We start from the raw sequence: 20,262 nt of genomic DNA, 5'->3' as shown, positions 1-20,262 counted from the left end.
TTTGAACAAAGATTATGAACACCTTCCGCAGACCTCAGAGACTCTGATCTATCTGGCGATGATCCGGATTATGGTGAGGCGATTGGCGTAAAATCTGACTTGCCATAACTTTTCAAACATCCTCTTACCGCTGGGAAGTTGGAGCCATTCGGGATGAAAATTGTTGATGAGTCAGAACGCAAGATAGGGAGTGGGTCTAAAAATTACCTTGATGTTTTGTAAGGGGTGATGTTCTAGACGATCGCCATTAATTAATTACTAAATTCTTTCTAAGCTCAACCTAAATCTTGAGCAACTGTTCTATAAGCTTGATCAGGTCGATTTGGTCTATCTGGGTAACGAAGCTCTAATAATTCTTCTCGTACCATTGGTGTCAGAAAACGGTTACGGAGGCTGCTAGGATTACGGTTCATCAACTCTGCAAGATGAGCAGCTGTCAGAAAATGCTGATCGCACAATTCTAGAATAACGTCCTGTGTTTTTGTCCTAGGTATCCATTCTGATAATCGTACTGGCGAAGCAATAGATTCAAGCTTTTTAAGCACTTCATGAGGCAAAGTCTCCAGACTTTGTGAGGAGTCGCCACTTTGTGAGGAGTCGCCACTTTGTGAGGAGTCGCCACTTTGTGAGGAGTCCCACGCCAAACTTTGTGAGGAGTCTCTACTTTGTGAGGAGTCCCACGCCAAACTTTGTGATTGTGAGGAGTTCTGGGTTAGAGGAGTTGTACCGTTAGAAGCCCCCATCGCAAGCTGAACGTAGCCATCTCTACCAGGTAGGGTGTAACGAGTTCCCCTACCTTGCCCTATGGATGACAGAAAAACACGACGGACTAGACCCTGCAAGATTTTAGTAAGGTCTGAGGGATGGCGATTACAAATTTCCTGCATTCGTCGATTTGTCACCTCTCCTTCAAGTTGTGCAGTTACGAGTGCCTGAACTTCCTCTGAGTTTAATTCATCGAATGATGAGCCAAATTGCTTCTTCAAGGCATTGAGTGATTTTTCTGGCAGCATACTGACCATCGGCAACACAAGACGAACACGATCAGGTTGTACTTGTTCTTGGATACTAGGCGCTCGCCAATGCTGAGACTCCCACCCCTGCCGAATTTTATCAATGCCAGAACCCGCCTTTTCGCCCCCTCCAATCATCTGAAACATAAGTTGTAGCGACTTATTACGACATTCACTGATACCACCGTGAAGTAATTGAAAAAGCGATAGTAGTAGACTGCCCGGATTAGAAAATTCAAAACGGTCGGGATACTTATCAATGACAACTCCTCCTTGTCCTCGGTAATCCGCATGAATTAGAGCATTTACTAGAGCTTCCCGAATTGCCTCGTGAACAATAGTGTCATCTCTACGAAATAAATCATGCCCCATCTGAAATGGCATTTTCAAATCAGCCGACAGTTTCTGAATCACTCGCTGATAAAACTGAAAGATATTGCCCGCCCATGTTCCATCAAGAACAAGGCGATCTATCCATCGAACCTTTAAAGCTTCAGCAGGTTTTTCCCGATAATCAAGATGAAACTCTGGAACGGCTCCCGGTTCTTGAATCGTTTCCATTTTTCCAAACATCAGGAGTCCCGCAACGGTTAACCCCTCTTGGTTAGTAATGCGGTCGCGTCGCCATCCACCCAGCTTAGCTAAAAAGCCCTGATTATCTTCACTAAGCCAGGGGTGATCTGGTGTACGAGAGGCAAACCGTTGCCGATACTGCTTAAAGCTAGTTTCATCAAGATCTTCTAGTCCAAACTTTTTCAAGATGCGACTATCAGCAGGCTCTTCAGATTGGTCTGCCAACATCCGTCCTACTTTGTCTTGAGTGCAACGATAATCCCCTTCATAATTGCGTTGATACGTACCAGTTAAAGGATTTTGCCCTACAAAAACGGGTCTTTGCCGCCTATCTGCACGGGGAACCCGAAGAAATATAACATTTTGCCCAGCAACTTCAGCAACTTGCACGTCATTTTCAACTAACAGGTTTATGCTGACTTTCCCTCGATTATTGAGGTTATCCCATAGATCTTTATGAATTCTGCTAGGGTTGTTTATTCCATCAATCTGAGGTACACCGTTTTTTTGAGTCACCCCTAGAATGATGGTTCCACCATCCGTGTTTGCCATCGCACTATAGGTTTCCCAAAGGCTACTAGGCACACCACCTTTGGCAGACTTAAACTCCCAGTCTGAACTTTCTCCGATATCGATCGCGTTGAGAATATCCTGAGTCTGCATAGTTCCCTAATGGTTCGATTCATCATCCTATTGCTGATAGAACTACTCTAAGGCAAGTGCGATAAGTGGATGCCTCTACTTTGCCTCGTTTCAGCCAGTGCCAGTAGTGCCTTAGATCTGCCCAGCATCCTTTAGCCGACATTCCACCGCATCACGGATCAGCCGCTGACGCTCCTCTGAGGTCATCGCCTGCAAAACTTCATCAACATTCACTGGAAATCGGATACCCACCACTCGCTTAGACAAAGCTGTTTCGCCATACTTGGGAATCTGCTGTGCTTTGAACCCTTCACTCTGGACTGGGTTGGAATTTGCCATATTTCTACCTCGCTACTCAGCAGCATTATATCTACGTTACCGCTGTTAACAAGGATAACCCTTAAAAAATATTTACAAGAATATTCGCTTGTTTCCGTTGTTAACAGGGATAAGAGGGTATAATAAGAGGCATAGGGACAACCGGACACGTTCTCGGAAATCCTGAAATGTCAAAGGGCACTGCTAACCGCCAAGTCAACCAGTGCCCAACCTACAACGAGGTATCTCTCATGATTGCACAACTACAACGCCCCAAGCTCATCCAAGCTGCCAAAGTCCGAGCCTTAGCCACAATGATCAATCGTGGCAGTGGTGAGGAGTTACAAGCTGATGTAATGGCTGATTCTGATGGTTACGCCGATGTGTGCCGCGCCATCCGCTCTCAATTTGGGTATGACTGGGAAATTTTTGAATCCTGGGTTCCTGAAGCTCCGTTCTAAATCTCATGGGGGCATCTCTGCCCCCATCACTTTCTATCTATTGATCAGGAGAGAACCCAGTGTCTAAAGTAGTCGCGCCAATCATCGCAGTTGTTGAGTTTGTCACCGCTGAAAAAGCAGGGGAGTATGGACCATACCGCAGCGTCCTATTCAAAACGCCTGATGATGAAAAAATCTGGAAGTCGTTTGACCCTGGTTCAGAAGAATTGAGCTTGTTAAAAAAAGGTGTGCGAGTTCAGCTTGTGCCTGCTGGAGAGAGGAACGGCAAAGTTTCACACAACATTATCTTGTTAGATTCTGTCGAGTTATCAACGTTGCCAGCCCAGAATTCACCACAGCCAACCATTGAGCCAGAACAGGCTTATGAAGCCATGCTTAGAACAGTTGCCGCCCGCTACAGCCGCGCCATCGCAGGGGCAAAGTACGTTGCTAAAAAAGACCTAGGAATGGATGATGAGGCGATCGCTAACCACTCTGAATAAATCAAGGAAATCGCCAGCACTTTGTTCATTGAGGTCAACCGTAGCAGCCGCAGGTAGACAGCTTTACCCCACTTGTTGCACGACAAGTGGAGCTTTTCTTTACCAGTTCTGGCTACAGTAACATTACGAGATTTGCTTAGTCCCATGACGTTTTTACTTGACCATCTCGTGTGATAACAACACGAATTTTAGATGATTTTCCATCTGCACTAGGGGAAGTAATAGGCTGCCCAATCAGAGATAGTATCTCTTGGTTTAGATATTCAGAAGCAGCACCAATTGGCTCAATCTCTTTCAGCACACCATCAGGGCTGACCACAAGGCGGTATCGAATTGTGGAATTCATTTCTACTGGAGAGTTCCATTTTTGCTGGAATACCGTCTTAACTTGTTCTAGTGGCGATGGGATTTCTACGATCGGTGAGCTAGCTGGAATTAGCCCCAGTCCTTCCACCTTTCTCCTCTCGGATGATTGTTCTGAGGATGGAACAGTGCTGAGTGCTGAGACACTAGGACTAGGCTCAGAGTCTTCTTTTTCAGTTCTTGGCGGAGGGGAATTGATTGGAGTTGACGAAGACGTATCCAGTTCTGCTACCACCTTACTTTTTTTTCGCTCTGATGGTTGGAGAGAATCACTGTCTGAATAAACTGACACTGAAGAAGACCTATCCCTATCAGAACTCAAATTTGAAGGAGATGCTTTTATTGACGGAGAGGAGACAGTAACAGAGGGACTGCGTTTGGAGGGAGGGAGATTAAACCACCAAGCACCAATTCCCACCAAACAAGCCAAGCCGATTAGACGAAAACACTGGTTTATTCTGTCATGTCTGGCTGTACATCGAGCACACAGCGTCCGAATCCCACTGTAAGACCGACTACTTCTCGTTCCAACACTGCTTCCTGTGTAAACGTCACGTCGATATCCTTGCCCTGACTGGACAGACGCTCCACAGTTGTGACAAGTCGCCATTATTCTTTCCTTTTTTAGGTAACAGCCTGAACCGTCCTACTCAGTCGATAAGAACTGGAAGGAATGCCGCAGTCAAAGGCTACCACCTTGCCACTTCTCACACATTGGGACATATTCTTAACTTGGTTCTGAAGATGTAGCGGATTGATACCGAGTTCTTGTAAGTAGCCTGATGCCCGCACCAGCGATCGCCCTCTACCATTTAGTCGGAGCTAACAAAGTGGGCGCTAGTACTGCCTTACTAACGAGTGCGCGATCGTCCTACTAAATCATTGCTATCAACCCAGAGAGGTTCCCACTACTCAGGCTATTCAAAACATACTCATTTCAACCTGAGTAACGCTGAAGTCCTTACAATGCAGCTATTCCAGAGCCAGATGATAAAATTCAAGTTTTCAGCCTGAGTAACGCTGAAAACCTTTGCTAGAGCCAGTTACTCAGACTACTCAAGATACTCAAGATAGGTTTCTAGTAATTGAAAAGATGAATGGATACTTCCCCTCCTCATATAGCCATTGCGGGGGAGGAGTGTAGTAGAAATGTGTAGCGTAAAACCTGCTTGAGTATCTTGAGTAGCCTGAGTAACCCTTACGAGCAAAGATTTTAAGCATTACTCAAGGTGACTGAGTAATGAAAAACCAGCCTGAGTAGGAGGATTCAGCCTGAGTAGGAGTAGAGTATTCAGCTTTTCGTTGTTCGGCTTCGGATAAATGGGTGTGAATTAGGGCATTTTTAGTGCTGCCCTATTCACCAACCTCTGAAACCTATGCCAGGACGGAGACTTGAACTCCGGACACGAGGATTTTCAGTCCTCTGCTCTACCAACTGAGCTATCCCGGCAAAGCACTTTTCAGCGCTTAATAAAGGTAGCAGACTTTAGGAAACATTGGCAAGTGCTACGGATGAATGGTTAAAGAATTGAGAATGACCTTAAACCTCTGAATGCAGTCTGCTTCCTAAATTAAATCGGTCTGAGGCGAGTTACCTTTAGCGTAAAACCACCCAAACCTTGTCCTGCATAAGGAGCAACCCGAACAATGTAGTTTCCTGGGCGGGTAATGCGAGTAAAGAGCAATGAATTCGTCGTTCCATCAGGGCCGTCGTCATTTTCGCCCACAGTTGCTCCATCGGGCCCAATGAGGGTAACTAGCGCATCAAACTGATCAGAAGTCAAGTCTAGAACAATTTGATCGCCCTCTTTAAAGTTAACGACGTAATCTCGAGAAAAACCACCGACCCCAGTGGGGATATCCTTTTCTGAAAGCGTGTCTGTCACCTCGTTGCTGGCGGGCATCGGAATTGGATTATAGACAAGCGTCTCTGCCTTGGCAGATAAGGCGCTGACACCAATAGCGAGGGCTGCGACTGGAACTAAAAATGGAAGACGGAAAAGGGAAAATAGAGACTTGCTCATAGAAAACCGAGACTCCACCAGAAACAAAAGAATTCACCAACTTATGCCCCCTATGCTACCTATAGTTACTAAAATCTTCCAGTTATTTTTGAGAGAATGAATATAAAGGTAGAGTATTGACAAAACCATGTTGCATTAAGATGAAGAAATATTTCTAGAACTGTGAACGACTATGTCTTCTAACGTTGAAATTTACACTTGGAGAACTTGCCCCTTTTGTATTCGAGCTAAGCAATTGTTGCGCGAGAAAGGCGTTGAGTTTACAGAGTATTCTATTGATGGTGACAATGCAGCCCGGACAAAGATGGCAGAGCGATCGCACGGGCAGCGCTCTGTGCCTCAGATTTTTATCAATGATCAGCACATTGGCGGCTGTGACGATATTCATGATCTAGATGCACGCGGGGAACTCGATCCGTTGTTGACCTAAGACTTAAGTGTGTAGTGGCATTTGTATTGAGGGAGCGAGATGACTGGGTGGATCGTTTGTCCGTGGAGATTGGGAGAAGTTGAGTGAAAATTGCTTTTATTATTGATCCGATTCAGAGGCTCGATCCAGGGCACGATACAAGCGTCGCTTTAATGGAAGCAGCCCAGGTAATGGGACACGAAGTATGGGTGACTGAGGCACCTTTGCTAAGCGTGGCGGGCGGAAAGGCTTGGGCGATCGCTCAGGCCGTACAGTTAGAGCCTGTGTCGTTGGTCGAAGGGCGATGGGTAGCGGCTCAGCCCTGGTATCAATTGGGCGATCGCCAGATGTTGCTGCTGGAAGAAATGGATGCAGTTTTCATGCGCACTGATCCACCTGTGACGATTTCCTATCTCTATGCAACCTATATTTTAGATTACGTTGATCCAGCCAAAACTTTGATGATTAATTCACCCAATGGGCTGCGGGTTGCCAATGAAAAAATGTATGCACTGCAATTTGCAGAAGCCATTCCAGAAACTATTGTCAGTCAGGATAAGCAGGTAATTCGGAAGTTTGTAGAGCGGCTAGGAACGGCAGTGATTAAGCCGTTGGGCGGTAAGGCAGGCGAGGGTATTTTGTTAATCGAGGCGGGCGATCGCAATTTTAACTCGCTGATTGAAATCAGTACGCAGGGCAAAACGCCGATTATGGTGCAAGCTTATCTGCCAGCAGCAAAAGACGGCGATAAGCGCGTGATTTTGCTAAACGGTGAACCGATTGGGGCTGTGAACCGAGTGCCCACAGGCAGTGAGTTTCGGGGCAATATGGCAGTCGGTGGGCAGGCGGTAAAAGTAGAAATTACAGAGCGCGATCGCCAAATTAGCGCTCAGCTTGCGCCGAGTTTGCGCCGAGATGGTCTAATTTTTGTGGGAATTGACATCATTGGAGGTTATCTCACGGAAGTGAATGTGACCAGCCCAACAGGCATTCGAGAGATTGATCAGTTTAACAATGTCCGCTTGGGCGAACAGGTGATGGAGTGGGTTACGCAAAAGAGCGTTGGTTTGATGAAAGAATGAGTGTTGGCTTCATAGCATTGGGTTCGCGGGAGGAGTAAAGCTTATGACAGATTCATGGCATGATTCGCAGGACGGCATCACGCGCCGTAAATTTATTCAGTACGGGGCGCTGACGGTTGGAAGCGGTTTCATTACAGCTTGTACAAGCCAATCTCAGGCTCCTACTGCTCCTGCCGTCACAACAGAGCAATTAACGAAGATTAGCTACGGTACTAACTGGTATGCCCAAGCTGAACATGGTGGCTTTTACCAGGCAGTTGCCACAGGGATTTATCAAGAATATGGGTTAGATGTCACGATAAAAATGGGCGGACCGCAGGTCAACGGAACGCAGCTTTTAATGGGTGGGGCAGTTGATTTCTTTATGGGTTATGCCTCGGACGCAATTCAAGCGATCGAAGAAGGCATCCCAAAAGTGACGGTCGCATCCATTTTTCAGAAAGATCCGCAGGTGATTATTGCTCATCCTGAGTCGGGTGCTAAAACCCTAGCCGATCTCAAGGGCAAACCTATCTTAATTTCCTCAGCGGCAAATGTGACTTACTGGCCTTTCCTCAAAGCCAAGTATGGATTTACAGATGATCAGAAGCGCCCCTACAACTTCAATCCTGCTCCCTTTTTAACAGACAAAACTTCTGCTCAACAGGGCTATCTCAGTTCGGAACCCTTGGCGATCGAAAAAGCAGGAGGCTTCAAGCCGATCGTTTTTCTGTTAGCAGATAGTGGCTACACCCCCTATTCTACAACGATTGAGGCAAAGCGCGAATTGGTCGAGACGAACCCCGACTTGGTTCAACGGTTTGTAGATGCATCCATTAAAGGTTGGTATAGCTATTTAGAAGGTGATCCAAAACCTGCCAACGAACTCATTAAGAAAGCAAACCCAGAAATGAATGATGAACAACTTGCCTACGGTATTGCGAAGATGAAAGAGTACGGCGTTGTAAACTCTGGAGATGCAGAGACAAAGGGGATTGGCGCAATGACAGAGGAACGCTGGAAATCGTTTTTTGATACGATGGCAGCAGAAGGTTTGTTTGAAAAAGATACTGATTATAGAAAAGCTTATACTCTAAAATTTATCAATAAAGGAACAAATTCATACAAGAGCTAACCCCTCCTATCTAAACTTTCCTTCGTCTCGGTTCCTGACCTAGCATCATGCCCAACTCTACTATCACGCTCAGCCACATCAGCAAAATCTACGCTAACGGGACGATCGCCCTCACTGATTTTAGTCTAGATATTGGTGCGGGAGAGTTTGTCACTCTAGTGGGTGCTTCCGGCTGTGGCAAAAGTACGGTACTGCGAATCATGGCTGGGCTGGGTAAAATGAGCGCAGGCACGATTGAATGGAACCTTAAACAACCCAAACTCGCATTTGTATTTCAAGAAGCTGCATTAATGCCCTGGGCAACTGTGCAAGAGAATGTCCGGTTGCCCCTTAAGCTGGCAGGTATTGCTAAACGGACGGCTGACTTAGCTGTGGCGGAAGCGATCGCCCTGGTCGATCTTCAAGGGTTTGAGAAAGCATATTCCCGCCAACTATCTGGCGGCATGAAGATGCGTGTCTCTATTGCGAGAGCGTTGGTCACTCAACCTGAGATTTTACTACTGGATGAGCCGTTCGGGGCTTTAGACGAAATGACCCGCAGTAAGTTGAACAGCGATGTATTAAACTTATGGTTGCAAAAACAATGGACGGTGGTATTTGTCACCCATAACATTTACGAAGCCGTTTATCTCTCCAATCGGGTCATTGTCATGGCATCGCGTCCAGGTCGAGTTGTCGCAGATGTGGCGATCGCCGCCCCCTATCCTCGTACCGAAGACTTCCGTAGCTCCAGCCTTTATAACAGCTACTGTCAAAGAATTTCCCACGCTCTTGCTAATGCCCCTGCTCCCTCTGTCACTCCCTTATGAACAGCCGCTTTAAAGCTGCAATGCCCAGACCCGATTCAAGTCGTCAAGTTATTTCTCCTCATGTGCTAGCGCCCGTCCTGGTTGGCATCATGATGTTAGGTGCTTGGGAAGCAGGCGTTCGCATCAGCGGTATTCCCCCCTACCTACTTCCTGGTCCTATTTTGGTTTTGCAAACGTTAGTTAAAGACTGGGATGAACTGTTCCCCTCCTTGCTAATTACCTTGCAAATTACTGTTGTTGCCTTTATTGCAGCCGTTATTTCAGGGTTGTTAGTTGCAATTTTGTTTGCTCAAAACAAATGGATAGAGCGTAGTTTCTTCCCCTATGCAGTGATTCTGCAAACGACACCGATTGTGGCGATCGCCCCTCTGATCATCATCTGGGTTCGTCAAGTTGTTCCTGGCGAAAGCTCTACGTTCGTTTCGCTGGTCATTTGCGCTTGGCTCGTCGCGTTCTTCCCCATTTTGTCAAACACTATTTTAGGCTTAAACAGTGCCGATCATAATCTGCTGAACCTGTTTCAACTGTATCGGTCTTCCCGCTGGCAAACCCTGGTCTATCTTCGTTTGCCCAGTGCTTTGCCCTACTTCTTGGGAGGGTTACGTATTAGTGGTGGGCTGGCTTTAATTGGGGCAGTTGTTGCCGAGTTTATTGCCGGAACCGGAGGAACTCGATCAGGAATTGCCTATCAAATTCTCATTTCTAGCTTTAACCTGCAAATTCCTCGAATGTTCGCGGCACTGCTAATGACAACCGTTTTGGGGGTTGCCATTTTTGCAGGGCTAACGCTACTCTCGGATACCTTGTTGCGAAATTGGCATGAAAGTACTGTAAAGCAGGAAAACTAACGATGAAGAATGAGTTAAAAGGACTAAATCATTATTGGTTGATTAACGCTCATGTACCTGTAGCGTTACTGGCTATTAATGATTTGTGGAATAGAGAATTTGCTTTTGTTGATCTGGAAATTAAAAATGGTGCGATCGCCCAACTTATCCCTGCCGGAACAGTTCATCCTCCAGAAATTCCTTCTATTGATCTGAAGCGAGGACAAGTTTGGAGTTGCTTTGTAGATATGCATACCCATCTCGATAAAGGACATATTTGGGAGCGATCGCCTAACTTAAATGGAACGTTCGAGAACGCGCTACAAACTGTTCAAAGTGATTGTAAGAAAAACTGGAAATTTGAGGATGTTTACCGACGAATGGAGTTTGGCTTAAAGTGCAGCTATGCCCATGGAACCCAAGCAATACGTACGCATATTGATTCGGCAGATGGACAAGCTGAGATTAGTTTGGCAGTCTTTAAGAAACTCCGACAAGAATGGGGCGATCGATTGACGCTCCAAGCCGTTTCTCTGGTTTCTCTAGATTATTTCTTAACGCCTGAAGGTGAAAAACTTGCCGATCAAATGGCTGAAGTGAAAGGTATCTTAGGGGGCGTTCTGTGGATGAACGACGAAGTTAATACGCAACTCGATCGCGTTTTTGAATTAGCCAAAGAGCGTCATCTCAATCTCGATTTTCACACCGACGAAAGTAACAATCCTAATGACATTACCCTTAGACTAGTTGCAGAAGCCGCTTTAAGGCATCAATTCACTGGGCAAATTGTGTGTGGGCACTGTTGCAGCTTGGCAGTACAATCTCCGGCAGAAGCGATGAAGACGATCGCCCTCGTCAAACAAGCTAATATCGGCGTTGTCAGCCTGCCCATGTGCAATCTTTATCTCCAAGATCGCCAGCCTTCTCCCCGTACTCCTCGATGGCGCGGCGTTACCTTGCTGCATGAACTCAAGCAGCAAGGCATCCCGGTGGCGGTTGCTAGCGACAATTGCCGTGATCCGTTCTACGGTTTTGGAGATCATGATATGCACGAAGTGTTTACCCAGGCGGTACGGATTGCCCATTTAGACGCGCCTTACAGTGATTGGTGTCGCACTGTGACGACAACTCCTGCCGACTTGATGGGATTATCCATTGGACGGATTGGAGTGGGTTTGCCAGCAGATTTAGTTTTGTTCAAAGCACGTCATTACAGCGAATTACTGGCGCGATCGCAGCACGATCGGGTGGTTTTGCGCAGAGGACAGCCTATTGATGCGCAACTGCCAGAATATGCAGAGTTAGATGATCTCGTTAGTTCTCTTTAGGCTTCGCATAAAACCCTAAATGGTTAGCAACGGGACGTTCACGAAGGGGAATTTTAGTATGAATAGGTGAGTTCAGAATCTTTATCCCTGAGCTTGTCTCAGTTACTAATGTCGTTGAGCCACCGCCATCTAAATTAATTGCTGCATAGGCTCCTAGTTCCATGACCAAAGCGGTCATCTCAGCGAGCGTTACGCCTTCGCTATAAAGGGGCTGCTTATCATCTACAGCAATAATCCATAGTTTTTCTCCCCGCTGATCGACGGCTGCGACAGTTCGTGAATAAAGTCCATCACTATCTGCGGTATTTTCCTGTGCCTTTAAAGGTTTACTCTGGTTTACCAACATTGTACTTCCAGCCACAGCTTGCTGCGTTCCGATCGGGCAATCTCCACTTTTCTCAATTCGAGCATGATGATCGATTGAAAAGCATAGTGCAGACCAAGTGGGTTCAGCCGCGGAATAGGTAATGCCGTTAGAAATTGACTGTCCAACGGTATTGACGCGATCGCCGCTCTTCGGAAAATAATCCCAAGGTGTCTTCTCCCGAAAATACCAAAAGAAGTTAGCGTTAATCGCCAGTTGCAACCTGAACGCTCTCAAAAATTCTGAAGTTGTTCTAGCATTAGTTTCCGTATTATCTTGTGTTGCATTTCCGGGTGTCACGAATACCCCAATTCCCGGAGCCATCAAATCGATTGCCACCTGATGAATTACTAATGAACGAGGATGCGATCGCACCTCCCGCCGATACTCGATTCCCTGAAACAGCGATCGCGACTCTCTGCCAACTGGTCGCCACCCATGAGGGATACCATAAAATATTAACGGTAACCCCAAAAGGATCGTCAAGACTGACCGCCATGCTAAATTTCGATTCATTTACCAGATTTTTCGTTCCTTATCTTTTTCTTTCATGTCCCATCACTTTTCCCATAAAAACCTCTGCAATCGCTCTTTTAAAGGACAAAATCTCATCGGCGTTAATTTCAGCGGCTCAGACCTGCGAGGCTGTGACTTTAGCCAGGCTCAATTGGTGGGTGCCAACTTTCACAATGTTAAAACGGGGCAAACCCTTAAGCAAGTCTTACCCTTTATCATCGTCGTGATTATAGTTGCTCTCCTCTTGTTCGATGTCCTCAGTCGGCTTATTTTTGCGTCCTTGGGTGCAACTCCAGAAGACGCAGCTTGGACTTATGTTTTAGTCCTGTACGGCGTTCTAGGAATTGCTGGAATGGGCACTGTGCATAAATTTAAATCGCTAAGCGTGCTCTTTCGGATGATGTCCGCTGCGGCTTCTAGTGCGTTACTCGGATTTTTCTACTGGGGCAGTTGGACTCAAAACAACCCAAAATTTGCCATTGCTGGAGCGATCGCCTCTGGTCTGATTGCAGCCGGAGCAAGCCTTTGGAATTGTCAGCCGATCGCGATCGCCCTAACCACGGCACGAGCAGTTACCCGTTACGGATTAGCCTTCCTCATTGCTGCGGTTGCTATCAACCATCTCACTACCCAAAACCCGTGGGGGCTACTTTGGAGCTTCCTGTCTATGCTCTACATTCAGTTCAGCATTACAGCCCTGCTTTCGCTGGTTCAGCAGTTTAAGCAAATCGGAGGCACTTCTTTTAGGGGAGCCACTGTGACCTACGCTAACTTCGATCATGCCAGACTATCGCCCACCACCGACTTTTCCAACGCGATCGGCATAAATTTGGGTAAGTGAGCAGGCGGATGAGTTTGGGGCTGATGCAAAAGCACGAGTTGAGCCAGCGTTTTCTTCAACTGAGTCCGTGGCACAATGACATCAACAAACCCATGACTGAGAAGATACTCAGAGGTTTGAAAATCATCAGGTAATTTCTCCCGCAGCGTTTGTTCTACGACTCGCCGCCCTGCAAAAGCGATCGTTGCCTTTGGTTCCGCCACAATCACATCGCCCAGCATGGCAAAACTTGCCGTTACACCGCCTGTCGTCGGGTGAGTTAAGACTGGTACATACAGCAAACGCTCTTCCCGATGCCGCTCCAAGGCTGCCGAAATTTTAGCCATTTGCATGAGGCTCAGCATTCCTTCCTGCATTCGTGCCCCCCCTGATGCACAAACAATGATGACAGGCACCCGTTCCCGCGTCGATCGCTCAATCATGCGGGTTAACTTCTCACCCACCACAGAACCCATACTGCCGCCCATAAACCGAAAGTCCATCACCCCCAAGCCCACGGGCAGACCTTCTAGTTGTCCCAGTCCTGTTTTTACGGCATCTGTTAGCCCCGTTTTTTCTTGGGTTTCACGCAGGCGATCGCCATAAGCCTTCCGATCTCGAAACTTCAGTGGATCGACAGGGCGGATATCTTCATCCATGGGCTGCCAAGTGCCCGCATCAATCAACTGTTGAATGCGTTCATCACTAAACACTCGGGTATGGTAGCCGCACTCTAAACAAACCATCTGATTTGTCCGTAAATCTTTGGTGTAGGTCAGCACCGCGCACTCTGGACATTTGCTCCACAACCCATCCGCAATCTCGCGCTCTTGCGAAGCTTGGTTCATGGGTTCAGATTTCTTGCGGTTGGCAAACCAGTCAAATAAAGACATTTTTTAAGGGGGTTATGGAGGCAGATATTACACACTTGTATCTCCCTCTTCAACAGGACTCAGTAACAGCAGTGCCGTCCATTGTTCGTGAAGAGGAACCTGTAAGGCAGCAGATACCCCACAGCCAGGATATGCTGTGCTTCCTTGGGCAATCACCCGATTAGGAATCCCTTGGGCAGTGAGGATTTGCTGCATCAGTTCGGCTTCCCAGCGATAGTCAGTGGTTCTGACGGTGATCCAAGTTACAACGTTCATCAATGATTTTATCAGAGGTAGAGATCTTATCAGAAGTGGAAGACGATAATCCCCTCTATAAAGTCTAAAGCCTTGCCTCTAAAGTTCCCGATCTAAATGGTTGGAAAAAATAAATGCACATAAGTAGACAGCATTGCTTCTCCAAAAAATGCTACTAATACTGCAGCCAGGGCTAAAAGAGGACCAAAAGGCATCGGTTGACGACGGCTCAGCAGCCCCATGGCGATCGCCCCACCGCCCACAAATGCCCCGATTGCACAAGCCAAAAACCCTGCTAGCAAGAGCAACTTCCAACCTAACCAAGCTCCCATCATTGCCGCCAGCTTCGCATCGCCACCGCCCATTGCCGTTTGTCCAAAGGCGATCGATCCCAAAATTGTAATTAAATCAAACACCCAGATTCCTACCACGGCTCCCAACACGCCCCCTAAAAGATGACTCGCCGCCCCGCCCCAACCCGCAGTTGCCCAACCTACAATCATTTGAAACCCGAGTCCCACTACTAACCCAGACTGAGTCAGAGAATTTGGCAGGGTCATAGTGTCCCAGTCAATCAACGCCAGTGCCAACAACCAGCTAAAAAAGATCCACTTGCCAACAGCAGGCAACAAAAAATCGGCTGAGTCTTCAGACGCTGCCCAAAATGTCAACAGAAACAGGCATCCTGTCGCCGACTCTACTAATGGATAGCGCATTGAAATCGAAGTCTGGCAATATCGACAACGCCCTTTCAGCCAAAGCCACCCCAATACAGGCACGTTGTCATAAGGCTGCAATTGATGTGAACACTGAGGACACTGAGACGGCGGGTGCAGCAGCGATCGCCCTGCTGGAATCCGATAAATTACGACATTGAGAAAACTGCCGATCGCCGCCCCAAATACAAAAATTAGCAGCGTCACCAATCCCGAAACCACTACTTCCATGCAGTAACCCCTTGAAGATTTGGACAAATCGTTTGCTCCAGCAGATCCCTATGGGGTTGATCCTGCCAAGCCGATAGAATACCCTTAAGCTCAACCTCAAGTGTCTCTAAAGCCTCAATTTGCTGCCGGACTTCTATCAACTTTGCCTCTAAGTGCTGCTTCACCTCGCCACAAGGCAACTCTCCTTGATCATGAACGGTTAAGATCTGCTGCACCTCGCTAAGGTGCAATCCTAAAGCTTGGGCACGGCGAATAAATGCCAGTCTTTGTAGCAATTGAGATTTAAACAATCGATAGCCGCTCTTAGAACGCTCAACCATCGGGTTTAACAGACCGATTTCGTCATAGTATCGAATGGTTTTAACCGACAAGCCGCTCTTTAAAGCTGCCTCGCCAATTTTTAACAAAGTTTCTCTGCAATCTTCAGACATCTCCTCAAACAGCCTCCAGACGTTGCGTACAATCCTCAGCAAATAATTCCTTACAGTGTTTACACGGTTTTGGGTTTAAAAACTCGCAATATAGCATTCTTTATATAAGCTCACCCGTCCAACAGGTTTCTAATCCTTAGTTCCGCGTAATACTTTACCTTCAGCCATCCTGCCCATTACCCACCCTAAGCGGCAATTAGTTCATATCAAAGACTCTAGACATTCGCTAAGGCACTCTGCACTGTGGAATACTTGGAAACGATCAGTGGACAAAAAGGCTCAGATGCTGACACCGGCTCTAACCCTGAAGATATCGAACTTCAGCCAGAATCGCCATCAAGCGCCAGCTTTCTTCCGTCTAGCTACCTCCATGGGACTTCAACGCTTCAACTTACTTCAAACAATCCAGTTTTAGGGCAAGCCTGGGCAGAGGTTTTGACGCGATCGCTCCACTCTCTCCATCCTTCTACTTCAATTATCAATCTTTACCAGCAAGCGCTTTCGGGTATTAGCCTCTCCGCCCTCTGCCATGCTGCCCTTGTCCTGGTTACAGACCATCTTCAGATAGAGTACGGCAGCATTTGGCAAGTTCTGTCAGACGGCAACACCCTACACCGTGATAGCAGCGTTGGTTGGAATCATACGTCTCTAGACTGTTCAGAAGTAAGTGCCTATCTCCATGCTCAGATTAAATATTTACTTCAAGCCCATCAGCCTACCTTTGTTAGTCATCAAGCTGCCAAACTGGGTATAGAAGGTCTACTGACTTTACATCCCCATGCCAGGTTTCAAGCCAAGGTGAGTGGCGTAAATTTGCCCATTCCTGGAGCTACTCTTCCTTTGGGGTTCTTAGAACTTTATTCGGACACGTATCGTATTTTCTCTGATGACGAAATTGACTTTTTGGAGACAGTTACTCATGTCTTGGCGATCGCCATTGAACGGAAGCGATCGGAAGAATTGATCCACACCCAAACTCAAGTCCTAGAGAAAATTGCCTTCGGTGCTAATCTACTGGAGACTTTTAATACCTTGTGCCTACTCCTAGAAAGCAAGTCTCCAGCTAGCGTTTGTTCAATTCGGCTCTTTGACAACACACTGAATGTGCTCCGCTTTAGCGCTGCCCCTAGCAGTTCAGAAACCGATAACCCAATCCCTCCCGAATTGCCTGTCGCCGAGGGCATGGCTTCCTGTGGCACAGCTGCTCATCGTCGAGTCTCTGTTTTTGTCAACGATACTGCTCAAGATCCGCTTTGGAAAAACTTTCAAGATCTTGCTGAATGCTACAACGTACGTGCCTGCTGGTCTTCTCCGTTCTTTTCTCGAAAGGGAGACTTACTAGGCACTTTTTCCTTGTCCCACTCAGTGCCCTGCGAACCCACTCCCCACCATTTGCAAATTTTAGAGACTGCCACTTACCTTTCTAGTATTGCGGTAGAACGCCACCATGCTGCTGAAACCCTCAAGCAGCAAGCTCTTCATGATGCCCTAACTGGGCTACCTAATCGCGTCTTTTTTATGGAGCAATTGGAGCAACGGATTCAAGTTGTCCGCGCCTGCTGGCTTCTTAAGGAGCCACCTGCTGAGTCTTGTGACTTCGCCGTTTTGTTTTTAGATGTCGATCACTTCAAACTTGTCAATGATAGTTTAGGGCACAACATTGGTGATCAATTGCTCATCGAGATTGTGCGACTTGTGAAGCGATGCATTCGCACCAAAGATACCTTTGCCCGTCTTGGCGGAGATGAGTTTGCTGTTCTGCTGGAAACCATTGAGGAAGTCTCTCAGGCGCAACTAATTGCCGATCGCATTCGGGCTGTCCTTTCTTTTCCGCTCAAGCTCAACGAACATGAGGTCTTTACTTCTGTTAGCATCGGCATTGCTCACTCGTCAAACGGGTATACTCAACCTGAAGAATTGCTCCGCGACGCAGACACCGCCATGTATCGGGCTAAGTCTCAAGGGCGAGCAAATTATGAAATTTTTGATAAAGAAATGCATACCCATGCCTTATCGCGGCTGCATACAGAAATGGATCTCCGCCATGTTGTTGAAGATTTATTTCTAAACAATACCTCGCCTCTACAACTTCATTACCAGCCCATTATTTCCTTATCAACAGGAGTCATTGTTGGGTTTGAGGCACTTATTCGTTGGGTTCATCCTGAACGAGGTTTTATCTCTCCAACTGAGTTTATTCCAGTAGCAGAAGAAACAGGTTTAATCGTCCCGATCGGTCGATGGGTACTGCATGAAGCTTGCAACCAACTGCGACGCTGGCAAGAAAAACCAGGACAAGCCCAAGACCTGATTATGAGCATCAATGTTTCTGGTCGGCAATTACTTCAACCCGACTTTACTTCACAAATTAGCCAGATTCTTCAAGCCACTCAAATATCAACCTCATCTATTAAGCTCGAGATTACTGAAAGTGTTTTGATGGAAACAGCGACCTGTGTCACGGATCAATTAGCGCAACTGCAAGAGTTGGGAGTTCGGCTCAGCCTTGACGATTTTGGGACGGGCTACTCATCCTTAAGCTATCTCTACCGTTTCCCCATTAATAATTTAAAGGTCGATCGCTCTTTTGTAGACGGCTTGGGTAGTGGTCAAGACAAGATTGTCCAAACTATTATTGCCTTGGCGCATGGCTTAGGGATAGATGTGACTGCCGAAGGAGTTGAAACTTCTGAACAACTCGTTTGCCTAAAAGCCTTGGGCTGCGAATTTGGACAAGGCTATCTATTCTCCTGCCCGGTTGATTCAGAAACCGCAGAGCTACTGTTCAGCCAACCTCCCTATTTGGTAGAGTAATTAGCATTGTAAATAGTTAGGCGCGAGTGTATTGGTTCACTGATAGAAATGTACGATTAAAAAATGTACGATCGCACTTCTGCTGAAACAATGGCACAGTACAACCATTGGATGAACCTAAAGCTTTATGCCGTTTGTGCCGAGATGTCAGATGAACAGCGCCGGGAAGATCGAGGTGCTTTTTTTAAGTCGATTAGTGGAACGTTGAATCATCTGCTAGTGGGCGATCGCATTTGGATGGGACGCTTTATGAGTCAGCCTTACGTTGCCCAACTCAGACAGGAACTTTACTCTGATTTTAACGAACTTCGGCAACAGCGAGAAATAACAGATCAACAGATTTTAGAATGGTCAAAGCAACTCACAAATGATTGGTTGAACCAAACCTTGAGATATAAATCAGCTTCCGATGGGGTAGAGCGAGTACTCCCTCATGGGTTGCTTGTGATTCATTTGTTTAACCACCAAACTCACCACCGTGGACAACTCACCACACTTCTAAGCCAACTGGGCTACGACCTGGGTGTCACTGACTTGCCTTGGATGCCTACTCTAAATGTAAGAGATGGAGATTGAGAGATGGATTAGGGTGGGCGATCGCTCTTTAGTTGGGCTGGCGGACACGTTCTTCAATGTCTTCTAAGGTTTGTAGCACAAGCCTTTTGGCTTGGAGGTTCCAGCCCCACTTTTGTAGGTTGTAGGCAGCAGCTGTGCCTACAATAGTGGCAATAAAGTCGAGGGGTTGGGAGAAGGAAATTCCTAAGAGCAAGCCTAGCCCAGCGATGCCCCAGAAGGGAAGGGCAATGGTCTGGCGTTGGGTTTCAACCAGTTTGCTAAGACCACTATTGGGTAAGCCAGCGAGCAAAGATTCTTTGACCTGCTTTTGCTCGACAGCACTAACAGACAAACCAATTTTTTGCCTAAGTTTCTCTATTTTGCGAGCGTCAGTGCTGTATTGAGTTAGTTCATCCTCTGCCATTAAAATCAAGCGTTCGTATTGTCCCACAGACTTACCTTACCTTTTTCGATATTTTTAATATTTTCTTATTCTCGGTTGAAACGGAAAACTGGGCAAGCAGTTGACGGCGTGCGGGTTTCTAAATCCTCATCGTTTTTTGGACTTATTAATTCTTAGAATCGTATAAACTTATATGACAGAGTTTCAAGAGCAATACCCATGACCAACAGTAAGGGATTTAGTAAAGCCCAGTCTGCACCTAAAGTTTCTAAGCGAGCAAAGGTGCGCGCTGAGGCGGGTAAAGAGTACGACAAAATGAAGGCAGATGGGGTGCCTGACTTTGAGGTTTACATTCGCGTCAAAGATAAAAAGCCTTGGTTTCCTGTAGGTTCACTTGCGGTAAAGCGCTCTAGTCAAATTAATCAGGCGATTTATGCAAATCAGGAAGAACTGTGTCAAGGTGCTTTTCGCCTGTTTCCAATCTTGAAAAAGAATCAACATCAGTTGGAATATGGCTATCGAGTGAAAGAGTTTAAGGATGAGCCAATTACGCTGGCGGTAGAGCCGAAAGCTTCGGTCGGAAATTTTGTGCAAGGGGCGATCGCCCAAGTTCGCAACAAGCTAGCGACAGCTTTTCAGCGCTAAAAGAGTTTGATGGAACTCGACTTTGCAAGAAACTGTGCTTTTAATTAAGGCATGGTTTTTTGTTTGCCTAAATATCTCTCTTCCTGTAGAGAGACTGTGGTAGGCAGGTGAAATAGTCTAACAGATAACTCTATGGGTTTCTATGCCATGCTCTTACCAATTTGGGATGACTCAAAAGGTTCAAAGCCTTAAATA

At 46.7% G+C, this 20,262-nt stretch carries 25 protein-coding genes and 1 tRNA gene; 14 read left to right on the top strand and 12 right to left on the bottom strand.

The window, feature by feature from the left end:
• Positions 1-91, top strand: a 91-nt coding sequence (locus KME11_21610) for a transposase (GenBank protein ID MBW4517810.1), incomplete at its 5' end; no start/stop codon positions are given.
• Positions 92-275: 184 nt separating this feature from the next.
• On the opposite strand, the gene KME11_21605 is transcribed toward KME11_21610, so the two are convergent.
• Positions 276-2,249 (bottom strand): putative DNA binding domain-containing protein, encoded by a 1,974-nt coding sequence (locus KME11_21605; GenBank protein ID MBW4517809.1) that lies wholly within the window; start codon positions 2,247-2,249, stop codon positions 276-278.
• A 111-nt stretch (positions 2,250-2,360) separates the two neighbouring features.
• On the bottom strand, positions 2,361-2,567 hold the full coding sequence (locus KME11_21600; protein ID MBW4517808.1) for a hypothetical protein: 207 nt from the start codon (positions 2,565-2,567) through the stop codon (positions 2,361-2,363).
• A gap of 167 nt (positions 2,568-2,734) precedes the next feature.
• Between KME11_21600 and KME11_21595 the strand changes: the two genes are divergently transcribed.
• Together KME11_21595 and KME11_21590 are read left to right on the top strand one after the other, a co-directional pair.
• Complete coding sequence (locus KME11_21595) at positions 2,735-3,007, top strand: hypothetical protein (protein ID MBW4517807.1); 273 nt, start codon at positions 2,735-2,737, stop codon at positions 3,005-3,007.
• A 59-nt stretch (positions 3,008-3,066) separates the two neighbouring features.
• A complete protein-coding gene (locus KME11_21590) occupies positions 3,067-3,489 on the top strand; it encodes a hypothetical protein (protein ID MBW4517806.1) in 423 nt (140 codons plus the stop codon).
• A gap of 136 nt (positions 3,490-3,625) precedes the next feature.
• Here KME11_21590 and KME11_21585 read toward each other — a convergent pair whose 3' ends face one another.
• Positions 3,626-3,835 carry a hypothetical protein gene (locus tag KME11_21585; protein ID MBW4517805.1) on the bottom strand — a complete coding sequence of 70 codons (210 nt, stop codon included), beginning with the start codon at positions 3,833-3,835 and terminating at the stop codon, positions 3,626-3,628.
• Here KME11_21585 and KME11_21580 point away from each other — a divergent pair.
• A complete protein-coding gene (locus KME11_21580; protein ID MBW4517804.1) occupies positions 3,825-4,136 on the top strand; it encodes a hypothetical protein in 312 nt (103 codons plus the stop codon). The genes KME11_21585 and KME11_21580 overlap by 11 nt on opposite strands.
• Positions 4,137-4,305: 169 nt before the next feature.
• On the opposite strand, the gene KME11_21575 is transcribed toward KME11_21580, so the two are convergent.
• The 3 genes from KME11_21575 to KME11_21565 all read right to left on the bottom strand — a co-directional run bounded on the left by KME11_21575 (position 4,306) and on the right by KME11_21565 (position 5,876).
• Positions 4,306-4,443, bottom strand: coding sequence for a hypothetical protein (locus KME11_21575; protein MBW4517803.1), 138 nt, complete (start codon positions 4,441-4,443; stop codon positions 4,306-4,308).
• A gap of 786 nt (positions 4,444-5,229) precedes the next feature.
• A tRNA-Phe gene (locus KME11_21570) sits at positions 5,230-5,302 on the bottom strand.
• Positions 5,303-5,423: 121 nt separating this feature from the next.
• Positions 5,424-5,876 carry a pre-peptidase C-terminal domain-containing protein gene (locus KME11_21565; GenBank protein ID MBW4517802.1) on the bottom strand — a complete coding sequence of 151 codons (453 nt, stop codon included), beginning with the start codon at positions 5,874-5,876 and terminating at the stop codon, positions 5,424-5,426.
• A 172-nt stretch (positions 5,877-6,048) separates the two neighbouring features.
• Here KME11_21565 and grxC point away from each other — a divergent pair, with 172 nt between their 5' ends.
• The 6 genes from grxC (at position 6,049) to KME11_21535 (ending at position 11,445) form a co-directional block, all read left to right on the top strand.
• Positions 6,049-6,306, top strand: coding sequence for a glutaredoxin 3 (gene grxC, locus KME11_21560; protein MBW4517801.1), 258 nt, complete (start codon positions 6,049-6,051; stop codon positions 6,304-6,306).
• Positions 6,307-6,389: 83 nt separating this feature from the next.
• Positions 6,390-7,367, top strand: coding sequence for a glutathione synthase (gene gshB / locus KME11_21555; protein ID MBW4517800.1), 978 nt, complete (start codon positions 6,390-6,392; stop codon positions 7,365-7,367).
• A 43-nt stretch (positions 7,368-7,410) separates the two neighbouring features.
• Positions 7,411-8,481 carry an ABC transporter substrate-binding protein gene (locus KME11_21550; GenBank protein MBW4517799.1) on the top strand — a complete coding sequence of 357 codons (1,071 nt, stop codon included), beginning with the start codon at positions 7,411-7,413 and terminating at the stop codon, positions 8,479-8,481.
• A gap of 47 nt (positions 8,482-8,528) precedes the next feature.
• A complete protein-coding gene (locus tag KME11_21545; GenBank protein MBW4517798.1) occupies positions 8,529-9,290 on the top strand; it encodes an ABC transporter ATP-binding protein in 762 nt (253 codons plus the stop codon).
• A 20-nt stretch (positions 9,291-9,310) separates the two neighbouring features.
• Positions 9,311-10,138 carry an ABC transporter permease gene (locus KME11_21540; protein MBW4517797.1) on the top strand — a complete coding sequence of 276 codons (828 nt, stop codon included), beginning with the start codon at positions 9,311-9,313 and terminating at the stop codon, positions 10,136-10,138.
• A 2-nt stretch (positions 10,139-10,140) separates the two neighbouring features.
• Positions 10,141-11,445, top strand: coding sequence for a cytosine deaminase (locus KME11_21535; protein ID MBW4517796.1), 1,305 nt, complete (start codon positions 10,141-10,143; stop codon positions 11,443-11,445).
• Here KME11_21535 and KME11_21530 read toward each other — a convergent pair.
• Positions 11,432-12,325, bottom strand: coding sequence for a phosphodiester glycosidase family protein (locus KME11_21530; protein ID MBW4517795.1), 894 nt, complete (start codon positions 12,323-12,325; stop codon positions 11,432-11,434). The genes KME11_21535 and KME11_21530 overlap by 14 nt on opposite strands.
• A 34-nt stretch (positions 12,326-12,359) precedes the next feature.
• Between KME11_21530 and KME11_21525 the strand changes: the two genes are divergently transcribed.
• A complete protein-coding gene (locus tag KME11_21525) occupies positions 12,360-13,166 on the top strand; it encodes a pentapeptide repeat-containing protein (GenBank protein ID MBW4517794.1) in 807 nt (268 codons plus the stop codon).
• On the opposite strand, the gene accD is transcribed toward KME11_21525, so the two are convergent.
• The 4 genes from accD to KME11_21505 form a co-directional block, all read right to left on the bottom strand.
• Entirely contained in the window at positions 13,103-14,038 is a 936-nt protein-coding gene (accD, locus tag KME11_21520; GenBank protein MBW4517793.1) for an acetyl-CoA carboxylase, carboxyltransferase subunit beta, read from the bottom strand. The genes KME11_21525 and accD overlap by 64 nt on opposite strands.
• A 27-nt stretch (positions 14,039-14,065) precedes the next feature.
• Positions 14,066-14,293: a hypothetical protein gene (locus KME11_21515; protein MBW4517792.1), complete on the bottom strand. Its 228-nt coding sequence runs from the start codon at positions 14,291-14,293 to the stop codon at positions 14,066-14,068.
• Between the two features lie 92 nt (positions 14,294-14,385).
• Complete coding sequence (locus KME11_21510; protein ID MBW4517791.1) at positions 14,386-15,219, bottom strand: prepilin peptidase; 834 nt, start codon at positions 15,217-15,219, stop codon at positions 14,386-14,388.
• Positions 15,210-15,650 carry a heavy metal-responsive transcriptional regulator gene (locus tag KME11_21505; protein MBW4517790.1) on the bottom strand — a complete coding sequence of 147 codons (441 nt, stop codon included), beginning with the start codon at positions 15,648-15,650 and terminating at the stop codon, positions 15,210-15,212. The genes KME11_21510 and KME11_21505 overlap by 10 nt, the downstream gene beginning before the upstream one ends.
• A 435-nt stretch (positions 15,651-16,085) precedes the next feature.
• Here KME11_21505 and KME11_21500 point away from each other — a divergent pair, with 435 nt between their 5' ends.
• Together KME11_21500 and KME11_21495 are read left to right on the top strand one after the other, a co-directional pair.
• Positions 16,086-18,464 (top strand): EAL domain-containing protein, encoded by a 2,379-nt coding sequence (locus KME11_21500; protein MBW4517789.1) that lies wholly within the window; start codon positions 16,086-16,088, stop codon positions 18,462-18,464.
• 63 nt (positions 18,465-18,527) lie between these two features.
• Positions 18,528-19,040, top strand: a complete 513-nt coding sequence (locus KME11_21495) for a DinB family protein (protein MBW4517788.1) — start codon at positions 18,528-18,530, stop codon at positions 19,038-19,040.
• Between the two features lie 28 nt (positions 19,041-19,068).
• Here KME11_21495 and KME11_21490 read toward each other — a convergent pair whose 3' ends face one another.
• Entirely contained in the window at positions 19,069-19,470 is a 402-nt protein-coding gene (locus KME11_21490; protein ID MBW4517787.1) for a hypothetical protein, read from the bottom strand.
• 171 nt (positions 19,471-19,641) lie between these two features.
• Between KME11_21490 and KME11_21485 the strand changes: the two genes are divergently transcribed.
• A complete protein-coding gene (locus tag KME11_21485; protein ID MBW4517786.1) occupies positions 19,642-20,067 on the top strand; it encodes a hypothetical protein in 426 nt (141 codons plus the stop codon).
• Positions 20,068-20,262 lie beyond the last annotated feature (195 nt).

The sequence above is a fragment of the Timaviella obliquedivisa GSE-PSE-MK23-08B genome (assembly GCA_019358855.1).
Taxonomy (GTDB): Bacteria; Cyanobacteriota; Cyanobacteriia; order Elainellales; family Elainellaceae; genus Timaviella; species Timaviella obliquedivisa.
This window is presented reverse-complemented; position numbering and strand designations above follow the sequence as displayed.